Below are 13889 nucleotides of genomic sequence, written 5' to 3' on the forward strand. Positions count from 1 at the left end.
ATTTGTCTGGTAGCGATAGCGAAGAGGTCACACCTGTTCCCATGCCGAACACAGCAGTTAAGCTCTTCAGCGCCGATGGTAGTTGGGGCATTGCCCCTGTGAGAGTAGGACGCCGCCAGGCGAAAAAAAGTCAGGTCATAGAACCTGACTTTTTTTATTTTGTAAACAATATAGATCAATCAAACCAAACAGGCTTACAAGGATCATTTAAAAACTCAAAGAGCTTATGGATTTGTTGTTTTGTATTTCGTCCCGTAGAAAGTGGGGGAATATTATCCTTTGTAAAAAAACCTACATTAGAAGTTTCTGTTAAGTTGCTTGCTTCTTCTTGATAAATAATTTTGCATTGGATAAAAATTTTATAGTACTGAAATGCTTGTGGTGGATGGTTTTGCTTGTTATTATCTAATAGTGCGAGTAATCTTTCGGTCGTTACGATGCAACCTGCTTCTTCTTTAATTTCTTTTATTATATTTTCGGCTGCGGAAAGCCCTACATCACAAAACCCTCCTGGTAATGCCCATTTTCCGTCAGATTTTTCTTGAACGAGAAGCAACGTATTATTTTTAAACACTACACCTCGGACGTCAATTTTTGGAGTTTGATAGCCAATTTCATTTGCGTATAAATCCTCAATATAGGTCATTGTTGCATTCGTATGCTTGGACATTATTTCGGCACTAATATTTAAAAGTTCTGTATAGCGCTCTTCGTCATATTTGTCTTTTGTAAAGCTTAATCCAGATTGTGCAATTGCTTGTATTTTTCTTGCCCAATTTAACCAATCATTGCTCATTATTTGTTCTCTCCTTTAAAAAAACTTCATCTTTATAAATATTCACGAGCTATTAACATATAAATAGATATTGTATTGTCTTTAGATTTAATGGGTTATTTTATAATGTTATTGTACAATAAATTATATAGCTACTAACAGGGGGGAGGAAGCGGTGATTAGTTTTGTACAAAATATGTTAGGTGATCATTTTTTATTAATTGCTGGTCGCTTGTTTTTGGCGCTTGTCCTTTCTGGATTAATTGGTTTTGAGCGTGAACTTAAAAACCACTCTGCAGGCTTTCGAACACATATACTAGTTGGCATTGCATCCTGTTTAATGATGATTTTGTCGTTGTATGGATTTGAGCATTACATTGATCGCTATGACAACATTCGTTTTGATCCTGCACGTATTCCTTCTTATGTGATTAGTGGGATCGGTTTTCTTGGTGCAGGTACAATTATGGTTTATGGTGGAACGATACGTGGTTTAACGACAGCTGCATCTATTTGGGCGGTGGCTGGACTTGGTTTAGTTGTAGGAGCAGGAATGTATGGAATTGCTATTTTAACGACATTGTTTATTTTACTAAGCTTAATTTTTTTAAATAACTTTGAGAAATTATTTAGAAAAGGGCGTTCATCAATTATTGTTGAAATTACGGTGCAGCGAGACTTACAAGTTAATGAAGTGCTTGCTGTTTTAGAACGATATGATGTATCAATTAAAAAGGTAGAAGTTGTTCAAATTGAAAATGATTTACGGAACATCTTTATAAAAATAGAAAAAGATAATCAATTAAATAGACTCACTATTTTTGAAGAGCTATCCAAAATAGAACAGGTACGGAGTATTATGGAACGAACGTAGAAAATGCTTATTAGTTGTTACATGAAAATAGTAACGATTAATAAGCTTCTTTTTGTAGAACTTCTAAATAAATGAAGTTTTATTTTTAGTTCAAATGTTTTTTCTTATGCTAGCTTGGGTAAAATGGAGGTAGATAGTGGTTTTCTTCTGAATGGATTTGTCGTATAATAATTACATAGTCAAAGATAGTCAAAGTCAAAAATGCTAATACATGAAATGGGTTACGATAGGAGGTGAACTCATGAGCAATATTTCAGATGTAATTGAACAATACTTAAAACAAATACTGCAAGCCAAAGGAAGAAATTCCATTGAAATAAAGCGAAGTGAGATAGCCGATCAATTTCAATGTGTTCCTTCTCAAATAAATTACGTTATTAATACACGATTTACAATTGAAAAAGGATATATAGTCGAAAGTAAACGTGGTGGTGGTGGATATATTCGCATCATTCGCGTGAAGTATCAGGACAAGTCTGAATTGATCGATGAAATCATACAATTAATAAACCCTAAAGTTACACAGCAGGCTGCAATTAACGTTTTAGAAAGGTTGCTGGAGGAAAAAATCATAACAGAGCGTGAAGCGAGGTTGATGGTGAGTGCTGTTGAAAGAAGTACATTGGCATTTCAATTACCCCTTCGCGATGAAGTGCGGTCACGTATATTAACAGCGATGCTTTCTACGTTAAAATACCTGCATGATTAAATGATTTTCGATGCTGTCACAGCATTTTAAAAGGGGAGATAATCAATGGAATGTCAGGATTGTCATGAACGTCCAGCTACCTTACATTTTACACAAGTCATCAATGGCAATAAGACGGAAGTGCATGTTTGTGATGTTTGTGCGAAAGAGAAAGGTTATGTGACATACCCAGAAGAAGGCTATTCACTGCATAATTTGTTAACAGGCCTTTTCAATTTTGATAACCCATCTATGGGAAAACAGCTTCAACAGGTGACCGATTTACAATGTCCTCTATGTAAGTTAACCTTTGCCCAATTTAAACAAACTGGGAAATTTGGCTGTGCGGAATGCTATCATACGTTTTCCGATCGGCTTGATCCGATATTTCGTCGCGTCCATAGTGGGAATACGAAGCATCATGGAAAAATTCCAAAGCGCAAAGGCGGCAATTTACATTTAAAAAAGCAACTACATGCGTATAAAGACGAACTACAGCAATTAATTCAGCAGGAAGCGTTTGAAAAAGCGGCAACCGTAAGAGATAAAATTAAAGACTTGGAAAAACAGATTCAAGCAAAAAAAGCAGGTGATAATGAATGACGCTACAGCATTTCATGAATGAAGCGATAAGTCCGTGGATGCGCCAGGATGGTCCGGATAGTGATATTGTGCTTAGCAGTCGTATTCGGTTAGCTCGTAATTTTTCTGATTATGTATTTCCTATTGTCGCCGATGCCCAGGAACTAGATGAAATTCGAAATTTTTTCCAAGCTTATGCCCATAGATCTTTTCAGGAATATGAGGACTTTGAATTCATTTCAATTCGAGACTTGACGGCAATTGAAAAAAGGGTGCTTGTAGAAAAACATTTAATCAGTCCATTATTAGTAAAAAATGCTTCTTCCGCTGCTGCGCTTATCTCAAAGAATGAACAAGTCTCTGTCATGATTAATGAGGAGGATCATCTGCGTGTTCAATTATATTATCCGGGCTTACAATTAACAAAGGCGTTGGAAAAGGCATTTGAATTTGATGATTGGTTAGAAGAAAACATCAATTATGCTTTTGATGAAACGAAAGGGTATTTAACAAGCTGTCCGACAAATGTAGGTACCGGCATGCGAGCATCTGTTATGATGCACTTGCCAGCATTAGCGTTGACAAAGCAATTAAATCGCATGATTCCAGCTATTAATCAACTAGGTTTGGTCGTCAGAGGTATTTATGGAGAGGGTAGTGAGGCGTTAGGAAACCTTTTTCAAATTTCCAATCAAATTACGCTTGGAAAATCTGAACAAGACATTATTGAAGATTTGCAAAGTGTTGTTCAGCAACTCATTGAACATGAGCGAGTAGCAAGGAATAGGCTAATGGAGCAGTCTCGTTATACACTGGAAGATCGAATTTTTCGCTCATATGGAGTGCTAAAGCATAGTAGAATCATGGAGTCGAAGGAAGCAGCTAATCGGTTATCAAATGTTCGGTTGGGAATTGACCTTGGTTTGATTGAAAATATTTCACGGACCATTTTGAATGAATTAGTTGTATTAACACAGCCTGGTTTTTTACAGCATTATGCGCAACGAACCTTAACCGCTGAAGAACGAGATTTCATGCGTGCATCTTTAATTCGAGAACGGTTAGCGCTCGAGTCAAATAAATGATTAATAGTTCCAAGAGTGGCTATCGTAACAAAACGAACACAACAATAATAACGTATTTATGAAGATTGAATGTAGGAGGTAATGGTATATGATGTTTGGGCGCTTTACAGAAAGAGCACAAAAAGTACTCGCCTTATCACAAGAAGAAGCAGTAAGACTAGGGCATAATAATATCGGTACAGAACATATTTTATTAGGACTCGTTCGCGAAGGAGAAGGAATAGCTGCAAAGGCGCTAGAGGCTTTAGGTCTAGAAGTGTCAAAGATACAAGAAGAAGTGGAGAAGCTCATTGGGGTTGGTAAGCAACCTATGCAAACGATTCACTATACACCACGAGCGAAAAAGGTAGTAGAGCTTTCACAGGATGAGGCAAGAAAGCTTGGTCATTCTTATGTGGGAACAGAGCATATTCTTCTCGGTTTAATTCGCGAAGGAGAAGGTGTGGCCGCTCGGGTATTAAACAATTTAGGTGTTAGTTTAAATAAAGCAAGACAACAAGTGCTTCAGCTTTTAGGAAGTAATGAATCACAAACAGGAAGACAAGGAAGAGGTCAAGCAACGAACGCAAATACACCTACCTTGGATTCTTTAGCACGTGATTTGACACATATCGCAAAAGAAGGAAATATTGATCCAGTCATCGGTCGCAGCAAGGAAATCGAGCGTGTCATTCAAGTTTTAAGTCGAAGAACAAAAAATAATCCGGTCTTAATTGGTGAACCAGGTGTCGGGAAAACAGCCGTTGCTGAAGGACTTGCGCAGCAAATTGTCAATAACGAGGTTCCGGAAACACTTCGCGATAAACGCGTAATGACGTTAGATATGGGGACCGTTGTTGCCGGGACGAAATATCGAGGTGAATTTGAAGATCGTTTAAAAAAAGTGATGGAGGAAATTCGTCAAGCAGGCAATATCATTTTATTTATAGATGAATTGCATACATTAATCGGTGCCGGTGGTGCAGAAGGTGCTATTGATGCTTCAAATATTTTAAAACCTTCTTTAGCTAGAGGAGAATTGCAATGTATTGGCGCGACAACACTTGATGAATACCGCAAATATATTGAAAAAGATGCGGCACTTGAACGACGTTTCCAGCCAATTCAAGTAGATGAGCCAACCTTAGGTGAAACGATTCAAATATTGAAAGGCTTACGCGATCGTTATGAAGCACATCACCGTGTCACAATTACAGATGAAGCAATTGAGGCTGCGGCAAATTTATCGGATCGTTATATTACGGACCGTTTTTTACCAGATAAAGCAATTGATTTAATTGATGAAGCGGGTTCAAAAGTACGTCTTCGTTCGTATACGATTCCTCCGAATTTAAAAGAGCTAGAGGAAAAGCTGGAAGAAGTGCGGAAAGAAAAGGATGCAGCAGTGCAAAGCCAGGAATTTGAAAAAGCTGCTTCATTACGTGATTCAGAGCAACGACTTCGCGAAGAGCTAGAAGCAACAAAGGATAAGTGGAAGGAAAAGCAAGGACAAGAAAGCTCGCAAGTAACGGTAGAGGATATTGCAAGTGTTGTATCTATTTGGACTGGTGTTCCAGTATCAAAGCTAACAAAGGATGAAAGTGAGCGCTTATTGAAGCTAGAGGAAATTTTACATCACCGCGTTATTGGCCAGGAGGAAGCGGTAAAAGCGATCTCTACTGCTATCCGTCGTGCAAGAGCAGGGTTAAAGGATCCAAAGCGTCCAATAGGTTCGTTTATTTTCCTAGGCCCTACGGGTGTTGGTAAAACAGAGCTGGCTCGTGCATTGGCTGAAGCAATGTTTGAGGATGAGGATGCGATGATTCGCATTGATATGTCCGAGTACATGGAAAAACATTCTACGTCTAGACTGGTAGGATCTCCTCCAGGCTATGTAGGCTATGACGAAGGTGGGCAATTGACGGAAAAGGTACGTCGCAAGCCGTATTCTGTCGTATTGCTGGATGAAATAGAAAAAGCACATCCAGAAGTATTTAATATCCTTTTACAAGTGTTGGAGGATGGACGATTAACAGACTCGAAAGGAAGAGTCGTTGATTTTCGAAATACGGTTTTAATTATGACATCGAATGTTGGAGCAAGTGAGCTAAGAAGAAACAAATATGTCGGCTTTAATCTAGAAGATGAAGGCCAGGAATATAAGGATATGAAAGCGAAAGTAATGGATGAGCTCAAAAAATCATTCCGTCCTGAATTTTTAAATCGAATTGACGAAACGATTGTTTTCCATTCACTAGAGAAAAAACATATGAAGAAAATAGTTACCTTAATGGTTGATCAGCTAAAGCGTCGATTAAAGGAACAAGATATATTGTTCACACTTACCGACAAGGCTTTAGAAAAGATTGCTGCCGAAGGATTTGAGCCGGAATATGGGGCGCGCCCATTACGTCGCTCGATTCAAAAGAATGTAGAAGACTTGTTATCTGAGGCACTCTTGCAGGGGACGATTAAAAAGGGTGAAACAGTAAAAATTGGCTTAAACAATAAAGGAGAATTTATTGTTCTTTCGTAAAAGTAAAGCATTCTCAACTTTCATGGAAGGAAAAACTGGAAGAAAAAGCGCTTCCGGTTTTTTCTTTCTCTTTTCTAGTGCTAATTAATGGTAAGATAGAAGCATCAAAATGAAAGAGAAGATAGGGCTTCGGATAGTTTGTGGCATAACTATGGAATTTTTTTAATCAATTGATAGGTTATTGTAACTTTTCGGGCGCATAAATCGTATACAATATAGAAGAAAGGAAAGAGTGCTTTGGCAAAACGAAAAACAAAGTTCATTTGTCAGGAATGTGGCTATGAATCTGCGAAATGGATGGGGAAATGTCCAGGTTGCAATACATGGAATACATTGGTTGAAGAAGTGGAAGCAACCGGCAAGCAAAGTGGTTTTGCAAGAGGGGTGAAGTCCGTAGGCAAGCCTGAAAAAATAACCTCGATTGTATCACAAAAAGAACCACGTATTACAACGTCTTTAAAGGAATTCGACCGTGTGTTAGGTGGTGGGATTGTTCCCGGTTCACTTGTATTAATAGGTGGTGATCCTGGTATAGGAAAATCAACCTTGCTTTTACAAATTTCCTCAGAGCTTGCGCATAAAGATCTTTCTGTTCTCTATATTTCTGGGGAGGAATCGGCTAGGCAAACGAAGCTAAGAGCCGATCGGCTTGGCATTTCCGCTGATCAATTATACGTGCTTGCTGAAACGAATTTACTCGACATTTCGAATCAAATCGAAGCACTACAGCCTTCCTTTGTAGTAATTGACTCGATTCAGACAATCTATCGTGAGGAAGTAACCAGTGCTCCGGGAAGTGTTTCACAGGTAAGAGAATGTACTGGAGAGCTCATGAGGATTGCTAAAATGAATAATATTCCTATTTTTATTGTTGGCCATGTTACAAAAGAAGGAGCAATTGCAGGTCCACGACTCCTAGAGCATATGGTTGATGCAGTGTTGTATTTTGAAGGCGAGCGGCATCATACGTACCGCATCTTACGCGGTGTTAAAAATCGTTTTGGTAGTACAAATGAGATGGGAATTTTTGAAATGAAGGAAGAAGGCCTGCGAGAGGTGCTTAATCCTTCTGAAATATTTTTAGAAGAGCGTTCTGAAGGAGCAGCAGGATCGACTGTTGTCGCCTCTATGGAAGGGACTCGACCGGTATTAGTAGAAATACAGGCGCTTGTTTCGCCATCAAGCTTCGGGAATCCGAGGCGAATGGCAACAGGAATTGACCATAACCGTGTACCGCTATTAATGGCTGTGCTAGAAAAGCGTGTTGGCTTAATGCTTCAAAACCAGGATGCGTATATTAAAGTTGCTGGTGGCGTAAAGCTGGACGAGCCTGCTATCGATTTAGCAATTGCGGTTAGTATTGCTTCGAGCTTTCGAGATCAACCAACCAGGTCAGATGATATTTATATAGGAGAGGTCGGATTGACTGGTGAGGTTAGGCGTGTATCTCGCGTAGAACAACGGGTACAAGAAGCTGCCAAGCTTGGATTTAAACGAGTCATATGTCCAGCTAGGAACTTGGAAGGTTGGACACTACCAAAGAACATTGAGGTTGTCGGTGTATCCTCTGTGCAAGAAGCATTAAAAATAGGTACGATACGCGAATGATATGTGTCTTTTTTTTACAAATCAACCAAAATGATTCAAAAGACACATAAAATAGAATCAATTGGAGAAAAATAGTAAAAAAGGTTGACTTTTAATTGTCGGTGTGTTAAAATTTTATTTTTACTTGTTTGATTGTTTTTTTTACCTGTGCTATTATTTAATAGATACAGACTAGACAATTTGAAAATAATGGTTATTTTTTTATAGTAATAGGTAATAATAATGGGTAGGAGGTGAAAGGTTTGTTAAAGAAGGTAGTGTATTTGTTTTTTCTAATTACTGGAGGAACACTAGGGTATCTATATGTACCTGATATTGTGAATTTCCTAGATTTCACAGATATGAAATGGGTCGCTTCCCCTTTTCTAGGAACTGCATTGGGTGCTATTATTTTATTTCTTATTTCGTTCTGGCTTGTTGATTATATTGTAGGGTTTTTAAAGTGGATTGAAGAGGCGCTTATAAAAATCCCGGTCGGAGATTTGTTTTTTGGTAGTCTTGGGCTGATAATTGGATTAGTGATTGCATATTTAATTAATATTCCACTACAGGATATTAATATTAAATTCGTATCCCAAGTAGTCCCATTGTTCATTACGATTTTGTTAGGTTACTTTGGATTTCAGGTTGGATTTAGACGGAGAGACGAATTTGTAAATCTGTTGAATGTTAGCCGAAAAGAACGGGACAAAAAGCGGATGGTGACAGAGGCCGATTCTGCTGAGACTGCAACCCCTAAAGCAAAGATATTAGACACAAGCGTAATTATCGATGGGCGTATTGCCGACATTTGTCAAACGAGCTTTTTAGAGGGGACGGTTGTAATCCCACAATTTGTTTTAGGTGAATTACAGCATATTGCCGATTCATCAGATGTATTAAAACGAAATCGAGGTCGTCGAGGACTTGATGTACTCAATCGAATTCAAAAAGAGCTTCCGGTTAAGGTTGAAATTTATGAAGGAGATTTCGAGGAAATTCAGGAAGTCGATAGCAAGCTAATTAAACTTGCAAAAGTGATTAATGGTGTTGTAGTTACGAATGATTTCAACTTAAATAAAGTGTGTGACCTTCAAGGGGTTCGCGTTTTAAACATTAATGATTTAGCGAATGCTGTAAAGCCCGTTGTATTACCTGGTGAAGAACTTGTTGTACAAGTGATCAAAGATGGAAAAGAACAGAATCAAGGAATTGCTTATCTTGATGATGGTACGATGATTGTTGTGGAAGAAGGAAGAAATTATATCGGAAAAACAATCGAAGTACTTATTACGAGTGTTCTTCAAACATCTGCAGGTCGTATGATCTTTGCAAAACCAAAATTACTTGAAAAAGCCTTATAAAAAGGGTATAACTTATAATGGATATAGAATAAAAAGTGATAACAGAAATTGTTATCGCTTTTTGTTACTGTTTTATAAAATGATTCGATTCGTGGTCATTTTTAAATAGCGATAGTGTAATGATTATAGATTCGTACCGTTTTAACTAAAATTGTACTTTATGAGGAAGGGGAACCACCATGTCAAAAGAAGTTCGCGTGCGTTATGCACCAAGCCCAACAGGGCACTTGCATATTGGAAATGCTCGTACCGCTTTATTCAACTATTTGTATGCAAGACATTTTAATGGAAAATTTATCATTCGAATCGAGGATACGGATCAAAAGAGAAATGTTGCTGGTGGCGAAGAAAGTCAGCTAAAGTTTCTTAAGTGGCTCGGGATTGAATGGGATGAAGGTGCAGATGTTGGTGGAGACTATGGACCGTATCGTCAAATGGAGCGTTTAACTATTTATGAGAAGTACGTGAATGAGCTATTAGATCGAGGTCTTGCTTATAAATGTTATATGACGGAAGAAGAACTGGAAGCTGAGCGAGAAGCGCAACGTGCAAATGGGCAAGTGCCAAAATATTCTGGAGCACATCGTGACTTAACTGCAGAGCAAATTGCACAATTTGAAGCGGAAGGACGTCAGCCGAGTATCCGTTTTCGTGTGCCTGATCAGGTGACGTATACATTTAATGATATCGTTAGAGGCGATATTTCCTTTGAATCAAGCGATTTTGGTGACTGGGTAATTGTGAAGAAGGATGGCATTCCTACGTATAACTTCGCGGTTGTTATTGATGACCATCTGATGCAAATTTCTCATGTTTTACGTGGTGAAGAGCATATCTCCAATACACCAAAACAAATGATGATCTATGATGCATTCGGCTGGGAAGCTCCAACATATGGGCATATGACACTTATTTTAAATGAAGATCGTAAAAAGCTAAGTAAACGTGATAACCATATTTTGCAGTTTATTGAGCAGTATCATGATCTCGGTTATTTACCCGATGCATTGTTTAATTTCATTACATTGCTCGGCTGGTCTCCGGTTGGAGAAGAAGAGATCTTTGATAAACAGACATTGATTGAAATCTTTGATCCGAATCGTTTATCTACTTCAGCAGCGATTTTTGATCCACAAAAGTTAAAGTGGATGAACAATGAATATATTAAAGCGGCAGAGCTTGAAAACGTAATTGCTTTAGCAATGCCTCATTTAATTGAAGCGGGTAAATTACCAGCGGATATGGATAAAGAAACTAGAAAATGGGCGGAAGATGTGATTACGCTTTATCGTGAACAATTACGTTATGGAGCGGAAATTGTTGAGCTGACCGAGCTCTTTTTCAAGGATGCGATTGCATATGATGAAGCGGCTATGGAAGTGCTGAAAGAAGAGCAGGTTCCTGAAGTACTCCAAGTATTTACCGACAAGCTAATTCACTTAGAATCCTTTGATAAAGATGCAATTAAAGCTCAAATCAAAGCGACACAAAAAGAAACTGGACATCGAGGTAAAAAACTATTTATGCCTATTCGTGTTGCTACTACTGGACAAGTACACGGTCCAGAGCTGCCATTTGCAATTGAACTACTAGGAAAAGAAGTAATTATTGCTCGTTTAGATGAGCTGTTAAAGCAATTAGGAGCTTAAATGATTCACATTCAAGTGAAATTGTAATATAGTATTAGTATTATCATTGAACGAAGAAGAGGAAAAGTAGGAAAGGGATCGCTTATCCAGAGAGAACCACCATGGCTGAGAGTGGTTTAAAGCATTCTTTCTAAAATGCGCCTCGGAGTCTGGCATGGAAAAGAGAGTACATGTTGGCGGATGCTCTTCCGTTATCGGAGCGGGAGTTGGGGGAACAATCCTCAAACAGAGTGGAACCGCGCGAAAGCGTCTCTGTGTATATATGCACAGAGACGCTTTTTTATATGATTTGATTGCTGTATGGGAGGTATAGAAGTTGGGCATATTTAAGCGAATGAAAGAGGATATGGATGTTGTGTTTGAGCAGGATCCAGCAGCACGCACATATATAGAAGTGTTTTTAACTTATTCGGGCTTACACGCAGTTTGGGCACATCGGGTTGCGCATGCTTTTTATAAACGAAAATGGTTTTTTATTGCTCGCGTTATTTCGCAATGGAGTCGGTTTTTTACAGGAATTGAAATCCATCCAGGAGCTAAAATCGGAAGAAGATTTTTCATTGATCATGGGATGGGAATTGTAATTGGAGAAACATGTGAAATCGGCGATGATGTAACTGTATTCCAAGGCGTTACACTCGGAGGAACTGGGAAGGAGAAAGGAAAGCGTCATCCTTCTATCGAAGACAATGTATTAATTGCAACTGGAGCCAAGGTGCTTGGTTCGATTACGATTGGTAAAAACGCAAAGGTAGGAGCGGGATCGGTTGTATTAAAGGATGTTCCAGAGGATGCGACTGTTGTAGGAATTCCTGGAAGAGTAGTTAAACAAAAAGGGAAGAAAGTTGATGGCCATTTGGATCATCATAAATTGCCAGATCCTGTGGAAGATCGCTGTGAGCATCTTCAAAAGGAAATTGATGCATTAACAAAACAATTACATGAATTGAAAGCGGGGGAGCAATATGACGATTAGCCTTTATAATACATTAACAAGGAAAAAGGAAGTATTCGAGCCCTTACAAAAAGGAAAGGTAAGTATGTATGTTTGTGGGCCCACAGTGTATAACTATATTCATATTGGAAATGCGCGTCCGGCAATTGTTTTTGATACAGTGCGAAGATATTTTGAATACAGAGGCTATGAAGTTGATTATGTACTAAATTTTACCGATGTGGATGATAAAATCATTCGCGCTGCGAAAGAGCTTGGTGAAGAAGTGCCACAAGTAGCTGATCGGTTTATAGAAGCATATATGGAGGATGTTTGCCATTTAGGAGTAAAGGAGGCAACCTATAATCCACGTGTGACAGAAACAATGGATGATATTATTGCTTTTATCGGCGCGTTGATTGAAAAAGGGTTTGCATATGATGTGGATGGTGACGTATATTTTAAACCGCGCTCCTTCCCGGGTTATGGAAAGCTATCACATCAGTCGATAGATGAGCTTCGTTCTGGTGCGCGCATACAAGTTGGCGAAAAGAAAGAAGACCCACTCGATTTCGCTTTATGGAAAGGTGCAAAACCAGGAGAGATAGCTTGGGATGCTCCTTGGGGTAAAGGAAGACCAGGCTGGCATATCGAATGCTCTGCGATGGCCAAAAAATATTTAGGTGATACGATTGATATTCATGCTGGTGGACAGGATCTTGCTTTCCCTCATCATGAGAATGAAATAGCGCAATCGGAAGCAATGAATGGGAAGCCGTTTGCTAACTACTGGATGCACAACGGATATATTAATATTGATAATGAAAAAATGTCAAAATCACTCGGTAATTTTATTTTAGCTCGGGACTTAATTGCAAAGCATGATCCTCAGGTTGTTCGATTCTTTATGCTGAGTGTACATTACCGTCACCCGATTAATTTTTCAGATGAACTTCTTGAAGGAGCCAAAAACAGCCTGGAACGAATCACAACTGCAGTAACTAACTTGACGCATCGAAAGCAATCAAGTACAAACCTTGTGAAAGATGAGGAAAAGTGGCTTCAAACAATCTCCCAATATAAGCGTCAATTCGAAGCGGCAATGGACGATGATTTTAATACAGCAAATGCAATTTCTGTTTTGTTCGATTTAACAAAAGAGGCGAATGTGTATTTGCAATCAAAGCAAACATCAACGGTCGTTATTGATGCATTTGTAGATGAAATAACATCCTTGCTTCGAATTCTAGGGATTGAATTAAAAGCGGAGGAAGAACTGTTAGATCAGGATATTGAAGCATTAATCGAGGAACGCAATCAAGCTCGAAAAAACCGAGATTTTTCCCGAGCAGATGAAATCCGAGACATGCTAAAGGAACAAAACATCATTTTGGAGGATACACCTCAAGGGGTGCGTTGGAAGCGGGGAAATTAATGGATATTGATGTAAAACAGATGAAAAGTCTAACGTTAGCGTATATGGGAGATGCAGTTTATGAACGATTTGTTCGAGAGCATCTAATCCAAATGGGCCAGGTAAAGCCGAATCAACTGCATCAACAAGCGATTACATTTGTTTCGGCAAAAGCACAGGCCGCTGTTATTTTAGCTTGGTTAGAGCAAGATGTTGTAACAGAGGAAGAGAGACGCATTGTTGCACGTGGGCGCAATGCAAAATCAGGTTCTATCCCCAAAAATTCATCAGTGCAAGCTTATCGATACAGCACGGCATTTGAGGCGTTGATTGGTTACCATTATTTGAGTAAGAATGAAGAACGTTTAGAAGAGCTGTTAAAAAAAGCAATTGCATTTATCGAACAAAGTAAACAATAGAAA

12 protein-coding genes, 1 rRNA gene and 1 other annotated feature are annotated in these 13889 nt (G+C 38.7%); of the genes, 12 read left to right on the plus strand and 1 reads right to left on the minus strand.

Annotation, left to right across the window (positions count from 1 at the left end; genetic code table 11):
* The first annotated feature begins 5 nt into the window (after positions 1-5).
* Positions 6-121: ribosomal RNA gene (rrf, locus tag QBK89_RS10370) — 5S ribosomal RNA — on the plus strand.
* A gap of 54 nt (positions 122-175) precedes the next feature.
* Here rrf and QBK89_RS10375 read toward each other — a convergent pair.
* The gene (locus tag QBK89_RS10375) at positions 176-796 is read right to left on the minus strand and encodes an NUDIX hydrolase (RefSeq protein ID WP_284140983.1); all 621 of its coding nucleotides are present in this window, start codon (positions 794-796) and stop codon (positions 176-178) included.
* Positions 797-950: 154 nt separating this feature from the next.
* Here QBK89_RS10375 and QBK89_RS10380 point away from each other — a divergent pair, with 154 nt between their 5' ends.
* The 11 genes from QBK89_RS10380 (at position 951) to QBK89_RS10430 (ending at position 13886) form a co-directional block, all read left to right on the plus strand.
* Positions 951-1649 (plus strand): MgtC/SapB family protein, encoded by a 699-nt coding sequence (locus QBK89_RS10380; RefSeq protein ID WP_284140984.1) that lies wholly within the window; start codon positions 951-953, stop codon positions 1647-1649.
* Positions 1650-1890: 241 nt separating this feature from the next.
* On the plus strand, positions 1891-2358 hold the full coding sequence (locus QBK89_RS10385) for a CtsR family transcriptional regulator (protein WP_284140985.1): 468 nt from the start codon (positions 1891-1893) through the stop codon (positions 2356-2358).
* A gap of 45 nt (positions 2359-2403) precedes the next feature.
* Positions 2404-2940, plus strand: a complete 537-nt coding sequence (mcsA, locus tag QBK89_RS10390; RefSeq protein ID WP_284140986.1) for a protein-arginine kinase activator protein McsA — start codon at positions 2404-2406, stop codon at positions 2938-2940.
* Positions 2937-4004, plus strand: coding sequence for a protein-arginine kinase McsB (gene mcsB / locus QBK89_RS10395; RefSeq protein WP_284140987.1), 1068 nt, complete (start codon positions 2937-2939; stop codon positions 4002-4004). The genes mcsA and mcsB overlap by 4 nt, the downstream gene beginning before the upstream one ends.
* An 88-nt stretch (positions 4005-4092) precedes the next feature.
* Positions 4093-6519, plus strand: coding sequence for an ATP-dependent protease ATP-binding subunit ClpC (gene clpC / locus QBK89_RS10400; protein WP_284140988.1), 2427 nt, complete (start codon positions 4093-4095; stop codon positions 6517-6519).
* A 237-nt stretch (positions 6520-6756) separates the two neighbouring features.
* A complete protein-coding gene (gene radA / locus QBK89_RS10405) occupies positions 6757-8127 on the plus strand; it encodes a DNA repair protein RadA (protein ID WP_284140989.1) in 1371 nt (456 codons plus the stop codon).
* Positions 8128-8369: 242 nt separating this feature from the next.
* Complete coding sequence (locus QBK89_RS10410) at positions 8370-9470, plus strand: PIN/TRAM domain-containing protein (protein ID WP_284140990.1); 1101 nt, start codon at positions 8370-8372, stop codon at positions 9468-9470.
* 179 nt (positions 9471-9649) lie between these two features.
* Positions 9650-11119 (plus strand): glutamate--tRNA ligase, encoded by a 1470-nt coding sequence (gltX, locus tag QBK89_RS10415; RefSeq protein ID WP_284140991.1) that lies wholly within the window; start codon positions 9650-9652, stop codon positions 11117-11119.
* Between the two features lie 44 nt (positions 11120-11163).
* Positions 11164-11376 (plus strand) — a binding site (T-box leader).
* Between the two features lie 59 nt (positions 11377-11435).
* Positions 11436-12095, plus strand: a complete 660-nt coding sequence (gene cysE, locus QBK89_RS10420) for a serine O-acetyltransferase (RefSeq protein WP_284140992.1) — start codon at positions 11436-11438, stop codon at positions 12093-12095.
* On the plus strand, positions 12085-13488 hold the full coding sequence (gene cysS, locus QBK89_RS10425) for a cysteine--tRNA ligase (protein ID WP_284140993.1): 1404 nt from the start codon (positions 12085-12087) through the stop codon (positions 13486-13488). The genes cysE and cysS overlap by 11 nt, the downstream gene beginning before the upstream one ends.
* A complete protein-coding gene (locus QBK89_RS10430; protein ID WP_284140994.1) occupies positions 13488-13886 on the plus strand; it encodes a Mini-ribonuclease 3 in 399 nt (132 codons plus the stop codon). The genes cysS and QBK89_RS10430 overlap by 1 nt, the downstream gene beginning before the upstream one ends.
* Positions 13887-13889 lie beyond the last annotated feature (3 nt).

It is taken from the genome of Virgibacillus sp. LDC-1, assembly GCF_030137545.1.
Classification (GTDB): domain Bacteria; phylum Bacillota; class Bacilli; order Bacillales; family Amphibacillaceae; genus LDC-1.

Coding starts and splice junctions, on each gene's coding strand:
- clpC (WP_284140988.1), top strand. CDS start 4,093: ATGATGTTTGGGCGCTTTACAGAAAGAGCACAAAAAGTACTCGCCTTA.
- mcsB (WP_284140987.1), top strand. CDS start 2,937: ATGACGCTACAGCATTTCATGAATGAAGCGATAAGTCCGTGGATGCGC.
- QBK89_RS10385 (WP_284140985.1), top strand. CDS start 1,891: ATGAGCAATATTTCAGATGTAATTGAACAATACTTAAAACAAATACTG.
- gltX (WP_284140991.1), top strand. CDS start 9,650: ATGTCAAAAGAAGTTCGCGTGCGTTATGCACCAAGCCCAACAGGGCAC.
- QBK89_RS10375 (WP_284140983.1), bottom strand. CDS start 796: ATGAGCAATGATTGGTTAAATTGGGCAAGAAAAATACAAGCAATTGCA.
- mcsA (WP_284140986.1), top strand. CDS start 2,404: ATGGAATGTCAGGATTGTCATGAACGTCCAGCTACCTTACATTTTACA.
- QBK89_RS10430 (WP_284140994.1), top strand. CDS start 13,488: ATGGATATTGATGTAAAACAGATGAAAAGTCTAACGTTAGCGTATATG.
- cysS (WP_284140993.1), top strand. CDS start 12,085: ATGACGATTAGCCTTTATAATACATTAACAAGGAAAAAGGAAGTATTC.